At 65.4% G+C, this 17,517-nt stretch carries 24 protein-coding genes and 2 pseudogenes; 14 read left to right on the forward strand and 12 right to left on the reverse strand.

The window, feature by feature from the left end; genetic code table 11:
- The first annotated feature begins 744 nt into the window (after positions 1 to 744).
- The 4 genes and pseudogenes from M8859_RS29265 to M8859_RS29280 all read left to right on the forward strand — a co-directional run bounded on the left by M8859_RS29265 (position 745) and on the right by M8859_RS29280 (position 2,465).
- Entirely contained in the window at positions 745 to 1,329 is a 585-nt protein-coding gene (locus tag M8859_RS29265; RefSeq protein WP_195070828.1) for an H-type lectin domain-containing protein, read from the forward strand.
- A gap of 211 nt (positions 1,330 to 1,540) precedes the next feature.
- Positions 1,541 to 1,657, forward strand: a complete 117-nt coding sequence (locus M8859_RS29270; RefSeq protein WP_223514945.1) for an aldehyde dehydrogenase family protein — start codon at positions 1,541 to 1,543, stop codon at positions 1,655 to 1,657.
- Positions 1,654 to 1,827, forward strand: a pseudogene (locus M8859_RS29275) (aldehyde dehydrogenase family protein); the annotation flags it as partial. The gene M8859_RS29270 and the pseudogene M8859_RS29275, both read left to right, overlap by 4 nt.
- Before the next feature lie 98 nt (positions 1,828 to 1,925).
- Positions 1,926 to 2,465: a hypothetical protein gene (locus M8859_RS29280; protein WP_249645168.1), complete on the forward strand. Its 540-nt coding sequence runs from the start codon at positions 1,926 to 1,928 to the stop codon at positions 2,463 to 2,465.
- An 83-nt stretch (positions 2,466 to 2,548) separates the two neighbouring features.
- Here the strand turns inward: M8859_RS29280 and M8859_RS29285 are convergent, their stop codons facing one another.
- From M8859_RS29285 to M8859_RS29295, 3 genes are all read right to left on the reverse strand, one after another.
- Positions 2,549 to 3,379 (reverse strand): LLM class F420-dependent oxidoreductase, encoded by an 831-nt coding sequence (locus M8859_RS29285; protein WP_195070829.1) that lies wholly within the window; start codon positions 3,377 to 3,379, stop codon positions 2,549 to 2,551.
- 337 nt (positions 3,380 to 3,716) lie between these two features.
- A complete protein-coding gene (locus M8859_RS29290; RefSeq protein WP_195070830.1) occupies positions 3,717 to 5,045 on the reverse strand; it encodes a cytochrome P450 in 1,329 nt (442 codons plus the stop codon).
- Positions 5,046 to 5,221: 176 nt separating this feature from the next.
- Positions 5,222 to 5,650 (reverse strand): DUF4345 domain-containing protein, encoded by a 429-nt coding sequence (locus tag M8859_RS29295; protein WP_159927027.1) that lies wholly within the window; start codon positions 5,648 to 5,650, stop codon positions 5,222 to 5,224.
- 145 nt (positions 5,651 to 5,795) lie between these two features.
- Between M8859_RS29295 and M8859_RS29300 the strand changes: the two genes are divergently transcribed.
- The 3 genes and pseudogenes from M8859_RS29300 to M8859_RS29310 all read left to right on the forward strand — a co-directional run bounded on the left by M8859_RS29300 (position 5,796) and on the right by M8859_RS29310 (position 7,291).
- The gene (locus M8859_RS29300; RefSeq protein WP_195070831.1) at positions 5,796 to 6,449 is read left to right on the forward strand and encodes a TetR/AcrR family transcriptional regulator; all 654 of its coding nucleotides are present in this window, start codon (positions 5,796 to 5,798) and stop codon (positions 6,447 to 6,449) included.
- Positions 6,450 to 6,483: 34 nt separating this feature from the next.
- Positions 6,484 to 6,876 (forward strand): annotated as a pseudogene (locus M8859_RS29305) (phosphotransferase); the annotation flags it as partial.
- Between the two features lie 211 nt (positions 6,877 to 7,087).
- On the forward strand, positions 7,088 to 7,291 hold the full coding sequence (locus tag M8859_RS29310; RefSeq protein WP_040871014.1) for a cold-shock protein: 204 nt from the start codon (positions 7,088 to 7,090) through the stop codon (positions 7,289 to 7,291).
- 161 nt (positions 7,292 to 7,452) lie between these two features.
- Here the strand turns inward: M8859_RS29310 and M8859_RS29315 are convergent, their stop codons facing one another.
- Positions 7,453 to 7,818 (reverse strand): hypothetical protein, encoded by a 366-nt coding sequence (locus tag M8859_RS29315; protein WP_159927023.1) that lies wholly within the window; start codon positions 7,816 to 7,818, stop codon positions 7,453 to 7,455.
- A gap of 3 nt (positions 7,819 to 7,821) precedes the next feature.
- Positions 7,822 to 8,475 carry a hypothetical protein gene (locus M8859_RS29320; protein ID WP_159927021.1) on the reverse strand — a complete coding sequence of 218 codons (654 nt, stop codon included), beginning with the start codon at positions 8,473 to 8,475 and terminating at the stop codon, positions 7,822 to 7,824.
- Positions 8,476 to 8,783: 308 nt separating this feature from the next.
- Here M8859_RS29320 and M8859_RS29325 point away from each other — a divergent pair, with 308 nt between their 5' ends.
- Positions 8,784 to 9,185, forward strand: coding sequence for a nuclear transport factor 2 family protein (locus M8859_RS29325; protein ID WP_159927019.1), 402 nt, complete (start codon positions 8,784 to 8,786; stop codon positions 9,183 to 9,185).
- A gap of 199 nt (positions 9,186 to 9,384) precedes the next feature.
- On the opposite strand, the gene M8859_RS29330 is transcribed toward M8859_RS29325, so the two are convergent.
- Entirely contained in the window at positions 9,385 to 10,746 is a 1,362-nt protein-coding gene (locus M8859_RS29330; RefSeq protein ID WP_159927017.1) for a flavin monoamine oxidase family protein, read from the reverse strand.
- 55 nt (positions 10,747 to 10,801) lie between these two features.
- On the opposite strand from M8859_RS29330, the gene M8859_RS29335 reads away from it, so the two are divergent.
- Positions 10,802 to 11,401 (forward strand): TetR/AcrR family transcriptional regulator, encoded by a 600-nt coding sequence (locus M8859_RS29335; RefSeq protein WP_195070834.1) that lies wholly within the window; start codon positions 10,802 to 10,804, stop codon positions 11,399 to 11,401.
- 62 nt (positions 11,402 to 11,463) lie between these two features.
- On the opposite strand, the gene M8859_RS29340 is transcribed toward M8859_RS29335, so the two are convergent.
- Complete coding sequence (locus tag M8859_RS29340; protein ID WP_195139707.1) at positions 11,464 to 11,868, reverse strand: VOC family protein; 405 nt, start codon at positions 11,866 to 11,868, stop codon at positions 11,464 to 11,466.
- A gap of 68 nt (positions 11,869 to 11,936) precedes the next feature.
- Between M8859_RS29340 and M8859_RS29345 the strand changes: the two genes are divergently transcribed.
- Positions 11,937 to 12,215, forward strand: coding sequence for a hypothetical protein (locus M8859_RS29345; protein WP_195139708.1), 279 nt, complete (start codon positions 11,937 to 11,939; stop codon positions 12,213 to 12,215).
- Positions 12,216 to 12,432: 217 nt separating this feature from the next.
- Here the strand turns inward: M8859_RS29345 and M8859_RS29350 are convergent, their stop codons facing one another.
- The gene (locus M8859_RS29350; protein ID WP_159927009.1) at positions 12,433 to 12,663 is read right to left on the reverse strand and encodes a DUF6400 family protein; all 231 of its coding nucleotides are present in this window, start codon (positions 12,661 to 12,663) and stop codon (positions 12,433 to 12,435) included.
- A 102-nt stretch (positions 12,664 to 12,765) separates the two neighbouring features.
- Positions 12,766 to 12,963: a hypothetical protein gene (locus M8859_RS29355; protein ID WP_159927007.1), complete on the reverse strand. Its 198-nt coding sequence runs from the start codon at positions 12,961 to 12,963 to the stop codon at positions 12,766 to 12,768.
- Here M8859_RS29355 and M8859_RS29360 point away from each other — a divergent pair.
- Positions 12,956 to 13,192 carry a hypothetical protein gene (locus M8859_RS29360; protein ID WP_195139709.1) on the forward strand — a complete coding sequence of 79 codons (237 nt, stop codon included), beginning with the start codon at positions 12,956 to 12,958 and terminating at the stop codon, positions 13,190 to 13,192. The two genes, M8859_RS29355 and M8859_RS29360, sit on opposite strands and share 8 nt — an antisense overlap.
- A gap of 18 nt (positions 13,193 to 13,210) precedes the next feature.
- On the opposite strand, the gene M8859_RS29365 is transcribed toward M8859_RS29360, so the two are convergent.
- Positions 13,211 to 13,816: a TetR family transcriptional regulator C-terminal domain-containing protein gene (locus M8859_RS29365; RefSeq protein ID WP_249645143.1), complete on the reverse strand. Its 606-nt coding sequence runs from the start codon at positions 13,814 to 13,816 to the stop codon at positions 13,211 to 13,213.
- Here M8859_RS29365 and M8859_RS29370 point away from each other — a divergent pair.
- On the forward strand, positions 13,805 to 14,914 hold the full coding sequence (locus M8859_RS29370; protein WP_249645144.1) for an alpha/beta fold hydrolase: 1,110 nt from the start codon (positions 13,805 to 13,807) through the stop codon (positions 14,912 to 14,914). The two genes, M8859_RS29365 and M8859_RS29370, sit on opposite strands and share 12 nt — an antisense overlap.
- Positions 14,915 to 14,934: 20 nt before the next feature.
- Here M8859_RS29370 and M8859_RS29375 read toward each other — a convergent pair whose 3' ends face one another.
- Positions 14,935 to 15,339, reverse strand: coding sequence for a DUF6463 family protein (locus M8859_RS29375; RefSeq protein WP_249645145.1), 405 nt, complete (start codon positions 15,337 to 15,339; stop codon positions 14,935 to 14,937).
- 182 nt (positions 15,340 to 15,521) lie between these two features.
- Here M8859_RS29375 and M8859_RS29380 point away from each other — a divergent pair, with 182 nt between their 5' ends.
- Entirely contained in the window at positions 15,522 to 16,112 is a 591-nt protein-coding gene (locus M8859_RS29380; protein ID WP_159926997.1) for a TetR/AcrR family transcriptional regulator, read from the forward strand.
- 76 nt (positions 16,113 to 16,188) lie between these two features.
- On the opposite strand, the gene M8859_RS37725 is transcribed toward M8859_RS29380, so the two are convergent.
- A complete protein-coding gene (locus tag M8859_RS37725) occupies positions 16,189 to 16,449 on the reverse strand; it encodes a cupin domain-containing protein (protein WP_370523809.1) in 261 nt (86 codons plus the stop codon).
- A 9-nt stretch (positions 16,450 to 16,458) separates the two neighbouring features.
- Between M8859_RS37725 and M8859_RS29390 the strand changes: the two genes are divergently transcribed.
- Complete coding sequence (locus M8859_RS29390) at positions 16,459 to 17,490, forward strand: NADP-dependent oxidoreductase (protein WP_249645146.1); 1,032 nt, start codon at positions 16,459 to 16,461, stop codon at positions 17,488 to 17,490.
- The last annotated feature ends 27 nt before the right edge of the window (positions 17,491 to 17,517 follow it).

Below are 17,517 nucleotides of genomic sequence, written 5' to 3' on the forward strand. Positions count from 1 at the left end.
GCTACCTGGCTCCGCGCCTGCCGTGCCGGGGCCATCCATTCTGGGCGGTGGCGGCACCCCGCGGAGGCACGGGGCGAGCCACGAAACGCTGCTGGTTGTTTCGAATCGGGTGGGTGCCGTGCTGCTTTCGCATGTCGGTCGTGCCTTTCGCGAACCGGTGGAGACCCTGGCCTGCGGGGAGGCAGAAGCTGAGTTCGAACATCTGCCGCCCCAGTCGTAGTACTGCAACTGAAGTGATCTCACCGTAGTGCTACAGATGGAGTGGTGTCAAGTGTCCGGCGAAGCTACACGGCTCAGTGTTGTCGCGAGGCGGTCACCGAACTCATTGACCGCAGCCACCGCGCGCGTCACGGGTTCCCTCCCTCTTCTCGCGCTCTCGAACTCCGGCTGGAAGCCGCTCGTCCAACCGTGGGCGGCCGCTCGGCCGTCGGCCCACGGTGGGCGTGCGTTTCCTTCCCGGAGCCGGAGGGTGATAGGCGTTTCGGCGATATTGTGAAACCTGCTGTGCGGCAGCGATGTTCGCGCTATTCTTGTAGCCGGGGATTCCTCCACCGAAGTCGGTGGCCACTCGAGTGCTGGTTCGGCTTTTCTTTGTTGCACGCATGATCCAGGTTCTACAAGCGTTTTGATGACTACGCATTCCCTCGCCGGGGGATATGCGGGTATACAGTCGCGTTCAGGGGAGTAGGAACCATGCAAATCACGCCTGTGGTAAATAACGCCCAGTCTTCTTTCAGTCAGACGATGACCAGTAATGGGGGGACTCTCTACGTACAGTTCGCGGGCTCGGGATGGCGCGGTAGCGCCGGAAAAGTCAGCGTCGATTTGCTGATGGACGGGACTGTCATCGCCACCGCGTCGGTCTTCACGAACGAAGCCAGCTCACACAAGTCGCTGGTCCCGGTCGCGGTCCTCATCCCGGCGGCCGCCGGGCAGCACACCTTCACCGTGGCGCCTACGCCGGGTAGCGGCACGAACATCGACCAGAACGATTATTTCACTGTCACGGTGAACGAGACCACCCCCAACCACTTCGAAAGTGGTAGATCCTATGTGGGTTACCTGGTCTCGTCGGGATGGGGCCTCACGAGCGGCACCGGATGGCGTGAATGGCGAGAGCCCATCACATTCGCCAAATCATTCATCGCGCCACCGGAAGTCACGGTGGGGCTTTCTATGGTCGACATAGGAAACGGCGCCAATTCTCGGGTGACGGTCGAAGCGGAAAACGTTACGGGCCAGGGTTTCGACCTGGTCGTCAAGGCGTGGGGCGACACCGTCCTGTACAGCGTAAATGTCGATTGGCTGGCGTTCGGCGACGCGCAGTAGCCTGCCCCTGCCCGCGGGCAGGTAGTCGATCGGAGTGAGTTCGATACGCGACAGTCCACGGAGTGCCTCCGTGGACTGTTCGCGTTCATGCCTTTGCGGACACGATGTTCTGCCACCCGACAGCGGGTGATCGCGGATCGATTCGGACCGGCCACGCTCACCATGAGGATGCGCGGTCTGCTTCGGTCATCGGAAACCGAATGCCTACCTCATGGCCGAACTGTTGCAGCACACCGGTATCCCGCCGGGAGTGGTCAGCATCCTGCCCGGCGACCGCGACATCGGTGCGTACCTCGTCGCTCACCCAGGTGTGGACAAAGTGTCATGAACGGTGGTCAGGCCTGCGTCGTGCAGGCCCGGATCCTGCTGCCACGCAGCCGGTATCACGAGTACGTCCAGGCACTCGGCGAGATGGTGCGGGCCCTGCGCGTGGGTGACCCCTTCGACGAGACGACCGACATCGGCCCGCTGGTGTCCCGGAGCCAGCAGGCCCGGGTGCGCGACTACATCGACACCGGAATCCGCGAAGGCGCGCATCCGGCCGTCGGCGGCACGGACATGCCGACCGGCTGTGACGGCACTTCCGTCGGTACGGATTGCGCTATCGCCTGCTGGTGGTCGGCGGCTCCGCCGCGGAGGTCGTGCGTCACACCGGTGGCTGGCTGTTCGACGTCCGCGCCATGGGATGGGATGTGGTGGTGTCGATTCCGGATCCCAGTGGCATGCGCGGAGGGGAAGTCCTCGGCGCGGTCGTCCTCGAACCGGGCAGCGAACCCGCCACGATCATCCGTGAGGTGAACCCGCACGTGCTGGCATCCAACGCTTCGGAACACCTCACTGTGGCCCAGGGCGGTCGCGCGCGCGACTACCCGCACGCCGACGGATCGGCGACGGTGTACTGGGGCCCGCACCCGCCGGACGCGGCCGACCACCTGCACCCGGCCCAGCACCAATCAGTCTGGCGGGCGCGGCATTCAAGGAACGCGCGATGCTCGCGATCGATCCCGACGCCGGCCCAGCCCCGACCACGGAGACGTTTCGAACCGTCATGCGGCCGCGTCATGAAGAGCTGCACCGGATTCTGGGCCTCACCTCCCCGCACGACCTCCGCGCGTAGCAGCGGCGAGTCGAAGTGACCTCTTCCGGTGGCGGAACCGGCGGCGCTCGGACATATCGCCTTACGCAGCGTCGAAGGGCGTACCGACGCACCCGCGGTGATTCAGTCGGTCGCCGTCAACAGCGGCGCGAGTTGGCGCAGGGATCCGAGATAGTCCTCGCCCAACGCCTGCAACGCGACGTGGTCGGCACCCGCCTTCAGATGCTCGACAAGGTGCCCGGTGACCTCGACCGGGCTGCCGTGCACTGTGAGCACATCGATGAGACGGTCACTGCCCGGTTTGGTCACGTCCTCTTCGGAGAAGCCGAGACGCCGCAGGTTCGAGACGTAGTTGCGCAGGCCCAGGTACATATCCACCATCTGCCTGCCGACCTCGCGTGCCCGCTGCGGGTCGTCGTCGAGCACGAGTTTCTGCTCGGCGACCAGCAGGGCGGATCCCAGGATCCGGCGCGCCTGCGCGGTGTGCTCCGGCGTGGTCAGATACGGCAGCGCGCCCGCGGTGCGCGTGCGCGAGAGTTCCAGCACCTTCGGCCCGAGGGCGGCCAGCGCCATCCGGTCCTTCGGGACTCCGGACCCGTCGAGTTCGTCGAGGTATTGCACCAGCGCCTCGTAGGGTTTCCGGTACGGCTTGTTGGCTTCCGGATGACCCGCGCCGATACCGAGCAGGAAACGACCGGGGAAGCGCTGGTCGATCCGGTGGAACGATTCGGCGACCGCGTTCGCCGGGGCCGTCCAGATATTCACGATGCTGGTGGCGACGACGAGCGTCTCCGTCGCCTCGAGCAAGGATTCGACCACCGGCAGGTCAGCGGGCGGCGACCCACCGAGCCACAGCGCGCTGTATCCGCGCTTCTCCAGTTCAGCGGCCTCCTCGGGAGTGAATCCCAGGTAGCCGCGCCATACTCCGTACCGTCCGAGACCGTCGATCGCCATAAACGTGCGAACCTTTCTGTTGCCGTTGTCTGTCCGGATACCGCTGCTGATTCCACTGTGCCAGCCCGGTTGATCACAGCGACGCCGCGGCGTAGCGGCACGCCGACGGTTTCGGGCCCGGCCAGCGGCGATCCCCATTGGTGGCAGCGATCACGTGCGGATGACACCGCTGTCCGCAGCGAGCAAGCACCCATTCCAGCGGCGTCGAGAAGCGTGGCGGCGGTCGAGGCAGCCGAACCGGGGTGGGATTCGCAGCTCTTGGACCACTAGGCCCTTCAGGCCCGCTTATTCTCTCCGAACCATCGGCGACGGCGAATCCTGCTGCCGCGTGCGTGTGTCAGCGAGGAAGTAGGGTGATCCGGGCGTTGTGGGCGGGGCTGAGGCCGGTGTGATAGCGACGGGGAGGTTCGACGGGACCGGTGGCCGCGCCGATGCGGCGATGCTCGAGGATGGTGCGGAAGAGGATGCGTGCTTCCGCCAGCGCGAATTGGGCTCCCAGGCAGCGATGGGCGCCGGCGCCGAAGGTCAGCCAGGTGCGGCCGTTGGGTGGCTTGTCGAGGAAGCGTTCGGGGCGGAAGAGCATCGGGTCCGGGTAGTGCCGGGGTGATTCGTGGATGAGCAGAATCGGGACTATGACGATGGCGCCCTTGGGGACGTGGACACCGTTGACCACGGTGTCGCGCAGTGCGCGCCGTCCGGTGAACGGTGACACCGGGCGGATCCGCATCGTCTCGGCGACCACGGCGTCGAGGTATGTGTCGAGCCGGGTGCCGTCGCCGGCGTCGACGGCTGCGTCGAGCTCGGCCCGGGCCGCCGGGTGAACGGCCAGCATGGCGGCGATCCAGCCGAGCGTGATCGCGGTGGTCTCGTAGGCGCCCAGCAGGATGCCACGCATGTTGCGGGCCAACGCGGCGTCGTCGTGCTGGTCGAGTTCGGTGCCGACATACCGGGACAGCACATCCTTCCGGCCGTCCTTGTCGCCGGACGTGGCCCGGCGCGCGGCGATTTCCTCGATGATGACGGCGTCGACCTCGGACTGGCGGCGGCTGAGCGGCGGGTAGGGCAGCGTATAGCCACCGACCAGCGGGGTGAGCAAGGTGACGGCGAGAAAACCGCGACTCTCGATTTCCCCGAACCACCGGCTCACCGCCTGCTTCAGCCGGTCCTTGCGGGGCGCGGCCACGTCACCGAAGACGACGCCGAGCAGCACGCCGATGGCCAGGTCGTAACCGACCTTGAGGAACTCGAACGGTTCACCGACCGGCCAGGTCGGCAGTTCCCGCTGGACCACCTCCACCATGAGATCTTCGTACGACCGGAGTGCCATGCTCTGGAACGGCGGCGCGAACAGCTGACGTTCGCGGCGATGTTCGTCACCGTCGAGGAAGATCAACGTCTGTTTGCCGAACATCAAGTCGTGGCTGGAGAAGCGGCTGAGCACCTGCCCGACCGAGAAGTCGTCATGGTTGGCGAACAGTTCGCGCACATCATCCATGTCGTAGGTGACCAGCATGGCCGGAAATCCTGGCGGCGAGACGACGAACCGTTCGCCGAATTCGAGCAACGGAGAACGGTGCGTGCCGGGGCGCATCAGTCCACCGATCTGCGCGATGTGGCGGGTGCGTAGCCGGGGGAGTTCACGCAGGGATATCGGGGCATGCGACATGTGGCCATCCTCGACCCGTCACTCGGCGACTCGCAAACCTGAAATCCCGGCAGTGGCAATAGGCGACGAGCGCCTGCCACCGCCTGGCACAGGAGAACCGGTCGACGTGCCGGTAACGAGCTTGCGCGCGAGCGATCGGAAGCATCACCGCGCGAATGCTGGTTTCCTTACTTCGTTCAGGACCTCGCTGCCGGTTCGAGACAGGGGTGCAGTTGTGATGTTGACGCCGTGCGCTTTTCGTCGGCCGTGGCCAGCCAGAAGTACACGGGGGGCAGGACTACTTCGATGGCGGTGAGCACGATTTGAAACCAGTGCGGCCAGCCGTAGACGGCTACGGAGATGAAGCGGCCGACGGCGCCGAGTAGGAAGATGCCCGCAAGCCAGCGGATGACGACCGCGGAGATCGGAGATCGGCGGGCAGCCCAGATCCAGCCGACGCCATAGCCGAGGAAGATCGCGCCGAAGAAGCGGCTGAGGCTGTCGGTGGTGACACCGGAGTGCTCCATGTCCGGGACGGCGTGGATGCCGAGGGCGAGATGAAGGATGCCGATCGCGACGCAGGCGACCCCCATCATCATAGACAGCCATTTGAGTGCCGTAGCCATGTTGTTCCTCCCGCAGAGCGTGACGAATGAGGCAGGGGGCCAACTACTTTCAAGCTCTGACCGCCGACCGCAAGCTTAGTAGACGTGTGTCTACTAAGCTAGCCTACGGTGCTTGGTAGACGTGCGTCAACTAAAGTGTCGGGGTATGAGCACCCGCCGCCGACTGTCTCCCGATGAGCGCCGTCAGGTGTTGGTCGACGCCGGTGCGCGTCTGTTCGCCGAACGTCCTTACGATGCGGTACTGATGGAAGACGTCGCAGCGGCGGCTGGGGTGTCGCGGGCGCTGCTCTACCGTCATTTTCCGAGCAAACGCGACCTCTTCGTCGGCGTCTACGAGCAGGCTGTAGACCAACTGCTGGTCGCAACGCGCCTCGATACCGAAGGTCCGCTCACCGAGCAATTGGCCGCCGCGCTGGATACTCACTTCGACTATTTCGAGGCGAACGCCAATGGCGTGCTCGCGGCCAATCGCGTACTCGGTCGTGATCCGACCATCCAAGCCCTCATCGCGGGTGAACTCGCCGAAGTGCGTCGTCGACTACTGGATACGCTGGGTGTCGAAGGAACCGTCCGAGCGCAGATATCGTCGATCCTCACGAGCTGGCTCACCTTCGTCCGCGTGCTGACCGTCGAATGGTTGGAGAACCAGCACTACACTCGCGCCGAAATGCTCGAGATCAGCGTCGGCGCGCTACTGGGCGCGCTACATCCCATTCTCGGTCCGGACTTCCCCCTCTCAGCGCCGAGCTCACGTGTTCACGCTCGTCGAAACACGTCCAGGGGTGGGGATTCCTCATGACGGGCGGTGTGGCGTGATCCGGCCGGCAGCGACCCCGCGGGCCAAAGCTGAACTCGCCTATCAGCTCGTCGAAGGAATCGCCCTCTGGTCGAAAGTCGACTGGCGGGCGCGCGGACTGCACGACCTCGGCAAGCCGGACGGCTTCCACGACCGGCGGGTGCGACGCTGGACCGCCATGTTCGAGCGCGTCAAGGGCCGGGACATCGAGGGCATGGACACCGCCACCGGATGGCTGCGCGCCCGGCCCCTGGATTTCGTACCCGGCGTGATGCACGGGGACTACCAGTGGGCGAACGTCATGTATCGCCACGGCACTCCGGCGCGGCTCGCGGCGATCGTGGACTGGGAAATGGGCACGATCGGCGATCCCGAACTCGACCTCGCCTGGGCGCTCGAGGGCTGGCCCGAGGATGCCCACGCCCCGGGAGCAGGCGGGCAGGTCACAGGCCCTTGAAGCGACGAATTCGCCGTCGAGCCCGGATGGCGGGATCGACCACGACCGCCGACCTTCGGTGGCGTCGCCGGCGTGTGCTGCCTCACCCCAGATGTTGATGGGCCGTGGGATGTGGCATGCTTGTCGGTGAGCACGGGCTGTTGAAGTGATCGCTCGGCTTACTACAGAAAGTAACGCAAAGTACATGACGCAAGGCAGTGTGAAGTGGTTTAACGGCGAAAAGGGCTTCGGGTTCATCGCGCAAGACGGTGGCGGTCCCGACGTTTTCGTCCACTACTCCGAGATTTCCGGCTCCGGGTTCAAGTCCCTCGACGAGGGTCAGCGTGTCGAGTTCGAGATCGGGCAGGGCCAGAAGGGCCCGCAGGCTCAGAGCGTCCGCGCCATCTAGGAGCTGACAAACCGGAAACCCGCGCCACGGCGCGGGTTTTCTTGTTTTCCCGGCCGGACCCGCGTCCTCGCGTTCACCTGCGCCTGGCCGGGCGTGCTGGGTCGTCTTCGGTCAGGGGAGAGCGCCGATACCAGCGCGGGACACTTCACGCCAGGGGCGGTTCAATATTCGATCGGACCGACGGGTGACTGCGTGGCCGGATCGGGTCGTGACCGTCTCCAGAGTTTGGTCAGCAACACCAGCGTGGTCAGCAATACGGCGTGTGCTCCGAAGAGTGCCAGCATCGGCAGCGCGAAGCCCTCGTCGGTAATCGCGCCGCGTTCCCCCACGCAGTACAGGGTGTAATTGACCGACGTGCCCTCCGAATCGTGCGTGGTGTCCGAGACGACCATCGGCTCCGTCACGGGCGAACAGAAAAGGGGTGCGGTCAAGGTGGCTTCGCCGGGCCAGATCGCTACCGGGACCACCATGGTGAGGGCGCCGGCGGCGACACCGGTCGAGGCTGCGGCTACCAGGAGTCGGACCACCGCCTACACCTGCCGCATTCGCAGAAAGCTTCCGGCGCTGTCGAACTCGGCAAGCATCTCCGACCGTGGCGACACCACATTGGTGACTATCCGTATCTCGCTGCCGAAACGGCTCACCACAATCACGTTCACCTGCCCGTCGGGTAGTCCACTCCGGGTGCGGGCGGTGTCGACGATGTCCTCGATCTGCGATAGACCGGTCACCTCGCTGAGGTTGAAAGCCTCGCTGTCGAGGTCGTCGAATGCCGAAACCCGCGCCGGCTGTGCGGGACCGAGTGCGCCGAGGGTGAACGAATAGTCGTCGAGTTGCCTGGATCGGCCCGGATGGCGGATCCGCAGGCGAAGAGTTGGTTCGCGTGTGGCCAGGTCGTCGCGTTCGGTGAGGAACCGTGTCACTTGATTCGGCTGATTGTGCAGGACCAGCCGGAACTGGGTCGAGTTCGGTGCGGTGAGGAGGATGACGTTCGCTTGCGGGTCAACGGTGCCCAGTCGCTCGGTGAGTGCGGCGATGGCATCGCGGGTCAGTGTGTTGACGAGTCCGCCTCCGCGTGCGCGTATCCGCTGCTCGAAGTCCGCGCGATCAACCGCGCCGAGACATCCGCTGGTGCCGAGCACGGCCAGGCATATCAGGATCGGAAGCCAGCGGCTGTGGCGCATACCCCGAATGCTAGAGACTGGGCTCGCGAACTGCTCACCACAGCGCAGGGGCCGGTGACCGAAGCGGAATCCCAGCGGCTCGCCAACCGTGGCGAGTAGCAACCCCTCGTTTTGTACTAATCTATCCAAAATATGTCAACGTGACGATGTGGCACGACCGCTGCCCATCGACGAAGGGTCGGGAGCGAGAGAGCTACACAGGCCTGTCGGTGGGCTCTTGTCCGGCAGTGCATCAGCTCATGCACGCGGCTATCCACCCCGGCGAGACAGGCGGCAAGCACAAGCGAGTTACCGATAGGAGTGCGACCGTGAGTGAGACTCGGGCGGTCATCGAAGAGTTCTTCCGGTGTGCCCGCGCCGGTGAGTTCGATCGGCTCGGCGAGATGTTCGCCGATCAGGTCGACTGGAGCATCTATGGCGCCGACGAGGTGCCGTGGACCGGGCGCCGCAGCACCCGGGAGGAAGCCGCTGCATTCTTCCGTGACCTGCCGGGGTACCTGGAGGCAGAGCAATTGACGGTGAACCGGATCATCGTCGAGGGGGCCGATGCCGTCGCGCTGGGTCACATGCGTCAGCGCGTACGGGCCACCGGGGAAATGTTCGTATCACCGTTCGCCTTTCACATGACGGTCCTCGATGGCCGAATCACCCGATACATTCCCTACGAGGACAGTCTCGCGCTGGCCCGGGCATGCAGGATCGTGAATTAGGACCGCGACTGAGCGTCGAGAGGCGCCATCCGCCTGCCTCAATTGCCGCGCGAACATCGCCCTGCCTGCCGCAGTCCGGGCCAGCCGCTGCAGCAGCGTGCGATGTGCGGCAGCCGGTACCGCCGCCTCAACGGTGTCGAACTTCGGCGTAACCAGCTCCAGACAGGTCGCCGGCATGCCTTAGTGGATTGTCGACCCTTCAGCGGAGATTGGTCGGCGTGAGGATTTCACGCGCCGCGCGTTGTCCGGATTCGACCGCCCCGTCGATGTATCCGGCCCAGCGAGTCGCGGTTTCGGTGCCGGCCCAGTGCAGCGATCCGGTCGGGCGGCGCAATTCCGGTCCGAAGCGGGTCAACGTCGATGGGGTCGCGAAGGCGCCGTAACAACCGCGGCTGTAGGTTTCCGCGGCCCAGTCCTGTTCGATGTAGTGGGCCGGATGGCGCGCTTTCGGGCCGAAATATGCTGCCAGGTCGTCGAGTACCGCGTCGCGGCGTTCTTTCGGCGCCAGGCGAGCCGCGGCTTGGGCATGGGTGGCTTCGAGGAAGCCGACCAAGACCGCAGGGGCGGCGCTGGGCGGACTGGCATCGAAGACCGTGCCGAGTGCGAGCCGGTCGCTGTTGGCCTGGCCGGACAGGCCTCGTGCGCGCCAGAACGGCTCGTCGTAGACGACGTTGACCTTGATCGTCCAGCCCATCGGCAGACGTTGCAGCAGTTGGGCGCGAGCGGCGGGCAGATCCGGCGTGAAACGGATCCGGTGCACCAGCGGCGGCGGGACCGCGATGATCGCGTGCCGGGCCCGCCACTGCCGCCGCCCGGCCCGCACCCGCACCTCGTCGTCGCTCCAGTCGATCTCGGTCACCGCGGCATCGAGAACGATCCGGTCACCCAGCTCCTCGGCAATGGCGATCGACAGTCGCTGGGTGCCGCCGACGACCCGGTCCTGCTGCGCACCGCCGGTCGTATTGATCAAAGAGTCGACGCCGCCGCCCGAATGAATGTAGAACTGCGCCCACAGCGCCGACATCTCTTCCGGTTCGGCGCACCAGACCGCCTCGGTCACCAGCCGGAAGAACGCGCGCCCGGTGGCGGTGTGCGAGTGCTTGCGCAACCAGGTGTCGAAGGTCTGACCGTCCAGTTCGCGCGCATGAGGCGCCGTCCACGGTGCTTGCAGGGGTACTCGTCGAGCCGAACGATCCAGTCGTAGTTGGGTGAGTCCGATGTCGGCGAGCACCAGTGGATTCAGCCGGGGTATCCGGCCCCGGTAGCTGTGGACGCGACCGCCGAAGTCGCCGATGTTCGCGCCGTGATCGTGCGTCGGGTATGTGGCGAACCCGAGTTCGCTCAGCAATGCCAGCACCCGATCCTGGCCGGGGCCGACCCACATCCCGCCGACTTCCACGTACGTGTCGCTGTCCGGTATGTCCACGTTGCGGGTTCGTCCGCCTACGCGCTCGCGGGCCTCCAACACCACGACATCGCGTCCGGCCGCCGTGAGGGCGCGGGCCGCTGTCAGCCCGGCCGCCCCGGCCCCCACCACGATCACATCTTTGAGATCCGACATTTGCATACACCTAACATCTAAGATACATGATGTATGTGAAGGTAGTCTTGTTGCCGTGACTGTCAAGGGACGACGTGCGGAATACGCTGAAGCCACTCGATCCGCCCTGCTGGAGGCGGGCCGCAGGCTGTTCATCGAACGGCGGTACGCGGAACTGTCCGCCGACGAGATCGCACGGGCCGCCCGACTGACTCGCGGGGCCGTATACCACCACTTCAGCGGTAAGCAGGGCCTGTTCGAGGCAGTGTTCGAGCAGGTCGAACAAGAGCTGACCGAACGTTTGACGAAGGCGCTCGGTGCGCCCGGCGACCCCTGGGACACTGCGGTTCGCGCCCTGACAGTGTTTCTCGACGAATGCGCCGACGTATCCTATCAGCGCATCGTGCTGCAGGAAGGGCCGTTCGCCCTGGGCTGGGATCGATGGCGCGAACTCGATGAGCGGTACATGGTCGGCCTGATCCGCGGCCTGGTCGACGAGCTGATCCGAGCCGGCGTCTTCGCACCTCGATCGCCCGAACTCACGGTCCGCGCCATCTACGGTCTGCTCACCGAACTGGCCTGGAGCCTCGCCGAAACCACCGACGATCAGGTGCGCCGTGACGCGGGCGAGATCGCCCTCGGCATGATCGGCTCGCTACGTCGCGCGGCCGAATAACGAAAGATTCCGGTGTTTCGTCCGGCGGCAATGTTCGTGTGCCGGAAGCGAACTGCGCGGCATCACCGTGGGTTGGGGTGGCTCTCCACTGCCTCGACCCGGCGCCGGAGCAAGCAGAATTCGTTCCCCTCCGGGTCGGCCAGTACGTACCACGTTGCGGCGCCGGGCTGGCCGATGTCTACCTTCCGCGCACCCGCGGCGAGCAGCCGCTCCAGTTCCGCGTCCTGATCGCGGTCGATGGGGCTCACGTCGAGGTGCAGCGGCAGTTTCCCGCGTTTCGGTTCGGTGCTGCGACCGAACACCAGTGTGGGCTGCGGCCCGCCGAAGCCGGTTCCGGGCGGGCCGATCTCCAGGTGGTCTTCGCCCTCCCAGCCGAGTTCGACATAGCCGAGCACTCCGCACCAGAAGTCTGCCAGCCGTTGTGGGTCGGCACAGTCGATGACCAGTTCGGTGATCCTGCAAGACATGCGCGCGAGACTACGCGTGCGCGTCTGTTCCGAACAGCGGTTTCCCTGGTTGACACGGCCAAGCGGTCATGGGGATCGACAACCTCTGGCGCACTGGTGATCTGCACCCCGAAGGGGTGACAGGCCGATTGCCGGAGGCTTGTAACGGGCGGCGTCCGGGCGCTCTAGTCAATCGCCACATCGTCGCGGGTGCACTGCTGGCCGGGGCGGTGCTGATGTCCGTCGCTCCCGCGCAGGCTGAGGCCCCGGTCGAGCCCCATGCGATCGGCAACAGCGAGATTTCCAGCGGTTCGGCCGCTGTGAACCGTTTCTTCTGCGGCACGATCTGGCGTCCTATCTGCGTCTGATCACCCGGCGCGCGGAACGACGAAACCCACGGCAATATCTCGCGCCGTGAGTTTCGATTCGAAATCACCTCTGCGGCTCCGCCGCCAGCTCGCCTTCGACATCGACATCGACGTCCCGCAGTCCGGTCGCCGACTGCTACAAGCGCGATCTACAACTCAGCCGCCAGATAGTCATCGTGTATTCGGCAGAGCGGATGGTTCGTGCTCGGCGGTGAGATCAGTCGGCAACACAACCTGTCGCCCGATCCGGCAGGATCCCGGCCCGGACGAGTTCCTCGTAGATCCGCTGCTGCTCATCGTCGAGATTCGAGTACAGCATGTCGTACGCGAGATTTTCCTCGGCGAGCGCCGCCACCGGATCCCAGTCGTCACCGAGCGCCGCGACGACGGCGCTGCGCCGTCGTACCTCGTCCAGAGTGAGGTCGTAAGCAAAATCGAGGTCGGCCATTCGGGCATCTCCAGCTAGGTTCTTTCCAAAACGAACTGACGACGATGCCCAACCACGCCTCCGCGGGCAATGACGTACATCACGTTCCACGGTCGGACTTCGTCACAATGCCTCAGCGTGATGGCGCTCGAGCCTTCTCCTGCTGGTGCCGTCATTGCGGCCTTTCAGGAAGCCGATGTAGGCCTGGGCGCGGCGGGCTTCGAGGGGTTTGGCGGGGGAAAGGTCATGGTGAGCCCTGATCGCGCGCGCCCAGGATGCCGGACGGCTCAGCCGCGAGCTCACCGACCAGGACATGGTCATGCTGCTCATGGCCAACGCCGGCGTCATCGCCGCCACCGGCGACGCAGCGCCCGACACCTGGCAACGACTTGTCGCCTACATGCTGCGCGCATTCAGCACTCCCGGCACCGAACCGCTGCCACTGCCCCCGGCGCCCAGCCATGGCGCGCTCTACCGCGCCATGGTCCGTCTCGGCCGCCCTGCCCCGGTTGCCGACGCGGCCGCGCGCTATAGCGCTGAAACGAGGTGATCTCTCGATGCGGTGACTTCAGGCAGGTGGGGAATCACATTCGGGCGAGATATCGCACGCGATGCGGGTTGCGGCCGCAGAGCTCTCGTCATCGCCGAGAGTGGCCGCTGCAGTCGGGCCCAGTACATGGTCGAGGAGGTGGTCGACGAGTCGGGTCGCGGACTGAGCGGTGCTGTAGCCCTGGAGCATGCTTTGGGCGAGTCCACCGATTGCCATGAGGATGAGTTCGGCGTCGAGATCCGCGCGGCAGGGGCCTACGCCGTGGCCGTCTTGGGCTCGACAGAGCTGGTCGGCGACGATCGTGACCAGTGCGCGAGGCGCGGCGAAGGTTTCTTCCGCGGTGATGCCACCGCCGGTGATCGCCGCGGTGCCGAAAGCGCCGAGCACGATGGCTTCTTCCCGGCGTTGCCCGTCCAGGGGTAGCAGTTCGGTCAGGACCGCGCGGATCGCTTCGCGGGGTGCGGCGTCCTGGCCGAGCGTGGACCACCGTTGCGTGAATCGGGCGCCGGCGTCTTCCATCACCGATCGGTGGGTCGCCAGCAGGAATTCGCTCTTGCTTCCGAAGTAGTACTGCACCAGCCGTATCGAGAATCCGGCCTCGGCGGCGACCGATTGGAAGGTCACCGCTTCGAGGCCGCCGACGACGATTACTCGGCGTACGGCGTCGGTGATCTGGCGTCTCCGCACTTCATGGTCGACCAGTCGCGGCACGAGACCTACGCCTTCCTCTTGTATCCGATGACCCCCGAATTTGATGGTATGAGCATACCGCATATGTGTTATGGTCATACCATCATGATGGTACGGTCGTACCTTATAAGTGGACCGAAGGGGAGGCTCATGCCGAGGATCGGGCGATTCACCAGCGAGGAAGCGAGAGCGACCTTCCTGCGCGCCTATGACACCGTGGCTGCGAAATGGCCTGTGCCCTCGACCGATATCGACGTGGGAACATCTTTCGGCACCACGCGAGTACGCAAATCCGGAAACGGGGACGGTGCACCGATCATGCTGCTGCCGGGCATCGGGGGTAACGGGCAGATATGGCTCAACTTCATCGAGGATCTGGCGCGCGAGCGCGTCGTGTACACCCCGGACGTGATCGGGTGGGCGGGACGCTGTGTGCAGACCGCACCCGTGCGCGACACGGCAGATATCGCGACCTGGATGGTCGAGGTGCTCGACGGACTCGGTGAGGATCGGATCCATCTGGCCGGGAACTCCCTGGGCGCCTGGCTGGCCGGTGCCATCGCCGTGCACCGTTGCGATCGCCTGGCCAGTCTGACCATTTTCGAGCCCAGTGGTGCGACCTTCGCCAAGCCGCGCTGGAGTCTGCTGTTCAAATTCCTTGTGGTGGGTGCGCGGCCGACTCCTGAGCGGATGCGCAAGTTCAACAAGTGGCTGATGCCGGGCCTGAACTTCACCGACGAGGAGTTCGCACTCGTCATGGCAACGGTGAAGTTCCGGTCCGGCATGCCGTGGGACCGCCCGTTCACCGACGAACAGCTTGCCGCCATCACCGCACCGAGCCTGGTGCTCTTCGGCGCCGACACCGTCGTCAGCGACCCGCAGCTAGGGGCGGCGCGCGCCCGCAACCACATGCCGTCGGCCGAAGCCGAAATCTACCCTGGCATCGGACACGATCTGCTGTGGGCCAATTCCGAGCAGATAATTCCCCGCTTCCTCGACTTCGTCGCCCACCACGACCAAATCCGAGCGTGAACCCCCAGCCATGCCTGCCCTCATGACGCTGTCATCGCCTGGGGCACGGGGCCGACGCGGCGGGCGCCGACCAGCAGCAGGACGGACGCGATCAGGAGGAGCAGCAGGGGTGAGGGCCCGGAGAGAACGGCGGTGATCAGGGTCCAGCACGCAACGCTCCACGCGATGAACAGTGGCGGGGTGATCCTATGGCGGTTGAGCCACATCACGATCAGGCCGACCATGATGAGTGGCGGGCCGAAACTGAAGGCCGAGTACCAGAACGCGGCGGTAGTGTGGCTCATCGCGATCGGGTCGTTGTTCTGCTTCTCCCACAATGCCCAGCTGAACCAGTCCCCGGCGTAGTGGGGGACAGTCTGCGCCAGTGCGCCCAACGTGTGTCCGACTCCGCACAAGGTGATAAGCCAACCAGCCCACTTGATCATGGGATCTCTCCGCTCTCTTCTGGAGTCGCGTGGCATGCGGGTTCATCCGCGCGACAGTGTCTCGACCTGGACGAAGCCCGCATCACGGTCTCAGGTCGGCTCCTCAGGTTATACAGTGGTGTATAACTCGAGATTAGACACGTTATGCAGTACTGCACAACCCCTGGGAGGAGAGACACGGAATGGGCGCGTTGCGCACGCCGCGTGAGAAATGGGTCGAAGAGGGCTTGCGAGCACTCGCCGAGGGCGGGGTGGAAGCCGTGCGGGTCGACGCCCTGGCCAAGCGGCTCGGCGTGACCAGGGGCGGCTTTTACGGCTACTTCACCGATCGGGAGGCGCTGCTGGAGGAGATGCTGGACACCTGGGAGCGTCAGAGCGTCGACGCGGAGATCGACCGGGTGGAGCAAGAGGGTGGCGCGCGCGACAAGGCTTGGCTGGTCGACAGGTTTCTGCAGTCGGCTGACCAGGTGCGCTCGGTCGACTTGGCGCTGCGCGACTGGGCCCGGCGGGACCAAGCTATCGCTGAGCGTATGCGCCGCGTGGACAACAAGCGCATGCGGCTGGCACGAGAGATGATCGGTACCTTCTGCTCCGACCCCGACGAGGTCGAGGCCCGCGCCCTGCTCGCCTTCTGCCTGGCGATCGGTAGCGCCTTCCTCGCCGCCGACCACCCCGACCGCAGCCGCGCCCAGGTCATCGCCGACGCCGCCGAACTCGTCCTCGCCCACCAGCCGGAGGTGCTCGCCCCGTCGGCGGGGCACGCTCATCAGTGACGTCAGATCTCGCCGATGAATCTCGGCCTCACCGGCCGCCGTCGTAGTTCACCGATAGCCGACGCCCAGGTCGAGATCAGAGTGGGCGGGTTCGGACGTGCGAAGGGACTCGCTGCAGGAAGTCGGTCGGTTCACCGGTCGGGGTCGGCGCGTACGTGCGAGCGCACTCCCTTTCGGCCGCCTCACCGGGTGGCAACGTCAGGTCGCGCTCGCCGAGCACGAGCCGCAACCGACCGTTGAGCACGTACAGCCATTCGAAGCCTTCGTGCGTCTGCGGTGTCGGTTCCAGCGGTTCCGATCGCGCGGGAATGATCATCTTGAACGCGTGGACTGGCACACTCGGATCATGGCTTCCTCCGTCGACATCGAACTCGACAACCGCCAATGGGTACTGCGCCGCCGACCCGTAGGCATGGTGGGCGACAACGACTTCGAGCTGCTGCGATCACCTGTTCCCGAGCTCGGCCCATCGGACGCGCTCGTGCGGGTCCATTGGCTCGGCATCGACCCGACGCAGCGGAGCTGGCTCAACGACGGCGAGAATTACATCGATCCCGTGCCGCTCGACACGGTGATGCGCGGCAGCGGCGTAGGCGAGGTCGTCGCGTCGAACAACCCGAACTACCCGGTCGGGACCTGGGTCGCGGGGATGGTCGGCTGGCAGAACTACGTTCTGGCCTCGGAACAAGGGCTCTTCGGGTTGAACATCGTGCCCGACGGCGTCGATCCCAAGCTGATGTTGAGCCTGCTCGGGGTGAACGGATTGACCGCCTACTTCGGCATGATCGATATCGGCCGTGCAGGCGAGGGCGACACGGTGGTGGTCACAGCCGCAGCGGGCGCCACCGGCTCCGTCGCCGGCCAGATCGCGAAAGCATTGGGCTGCAGGGTGATCGGAATCGCGGGCGGGCCGGACAAGTGCGCGTGGCTCACCGACCAGGCAGGCCTCGACGTCGCCATCGACTACAAGAACGAGGACGTGCGCGTACGCCTGGCGGCGGCCGCTCCCGAAGGAATCGATGTGTTCTTCGACAGCGTGGGTGGCCCCATCCTGGATGACGGGCTGATGAATCTCGCGATGAAGGCTCGCGTGGTGCTGTGCGGTGGTATCGCCACGGGTTACACCGCGCACCTTCCCGCGACCGGACCATGTAATTACCTTGCGCTGACGGTGAAGCGTGCTCGCATGGAAGGGTTCATCTTCCTCGACTACCTCGATCGCTTTCCCGAGGCATTCGGCAAGCTGTCCGGCTGGCACGCCGAGGGCAAGATCGTCATCGCCGAGAGTGTCGTCGAGGGCCTCGAATCCGCACCGTCGGCCCTGCGTGGCCTGTTTCAGGGAACCAACATCGGCAAGCAACTCGTGCGGGTCCGGTGACACCGGAGAACGGGCGGTCATCGCCCC

The organism is Nocardia sputi (genome assembly GCF_023501985.1).

Excerpts from the sequence above, each read along its gene's own strand:
- M8859_RS29295 (WP_159927027.1), bottom strand. The coding sequence starts at position 5,650 with ATGGCTACGGCACTCAAATGGCTGTCTATGATGATGGGGGTCGCCTGC.
- M8859_RS29345 (WP_195139708.1), top strand. The coding sequence starts at position 11,937 with ATGGGGATCGACAACCTCTGGCGCACTGGTGATCTGCACCCCGAAGGG.
- M8859_RS29320 (WP_159927021.1), bottom strand. The coding sequence starts at position 8,475 with ATGCGCCACAGCCGCTGGCTTCCGATCCTGATATGCCTGGCCGTGCTC.
- M8859_RS29355 (WP_159927007.1), bottom strand. The coding sequence starts at position 12,963 with ATGACCATGTCCTGGTCGGTGAGCTCGCGGCTGAGCCGTCCGGCATCC.
- M8859_RS29375 (WP_249645145.1), bottom strand. The coding sequence starts at position 15,339 with ATGATCAAGTGGGCTGGTTGGCTTATCACCTTGTGCGGAGTCGGACAC.
- M8859_RS29310 (WP_040871014.1), top strand. The coding sequence starts at position 7,088 with ATGACGCAAGGCAGTGTGAAGTGGTTTAACGGCGAAAAGGGCTTCGGG.
- M8859_RS29350 (WP_159927009.1), bottom strand. The coding sequence starts at position 12,663 with ATGGCCGACCTCGATTTTGCTTACGACCTCACTCTGGACGAGGTACGA.
- M8859_RS29330 (WP_159927017.1), bottom strand. The coding sequence starts at position 10,746 with ATGTCGGATCTCAAAGATGTGATCGTGGTGGGGGCCGGGGCGGCCGGG.
- M8859_RS29360 (WP_195139709.1), top strand. The coding sequence starts at position 12,956 with ATGGTCATGCTGCTCATGGCCAACGCCGGCGTCATCGCCGCCACCGGC.
- M8859_RS29340 (WP_195139707.1), bottom strand. The coding sequence starts at position 11,868 with ATGTCTTGCAGGATCACCGAACTGGTCATCGACTGTGCCGACCCACAA.
- M8859_RS29300 (WP_195070831.1), top strand. The coding sequence starts at position 5,796 with ATGAGCACCCGCCGCCGACTGTCTCCCGATGAGCGCCGTCAGGTGTTG.
- M8859_RS29290 (WP_195070830.1), bottom strand. The coding sequence starts at position 5,045 with ATGTCGCATGCCCCGATATCCCTGCGTGAACTCCCCCGGCTACGCACC.
- M8859_RS29285 (WP_195070829.1), bottom strand. The coding sequence starts at position 3,379 with ATGGCGATCGACGGTCTCGGACGGTACGGAGTATGGCGCGGCTACCTG.
- M8859_RS29265 (WP_195070828.1), top strand. The coding sequence starts at position 745 with ATGACCAGTAATGGGGGGACTCTCTACGTACAGTTCGCGGGCTCGGGA.
- M8859_RS29270 (WP_223514945.1), top strand. The coding sequence starts at position 1,541 with ATGGCCGAACTGTTGCAGCACACCGGTATCCCGCCGGGAGTGGTCAGC.
- M8859_RS29390 (WP_249645146.1), top strand. The coding sequence starts at position 16,459 with ATGGCTTCCTCCGTCGACATCGAACTCGACAACCGCCAATGGGTACTG.
- M8859_RS29380 (WP_159926997.1), top strand. The coding sequence starts at position 15,522 with ATGGGCGCGTTGCGCACGCCGCGTGAGAAATGGGTCGAAGAGGGCTTG.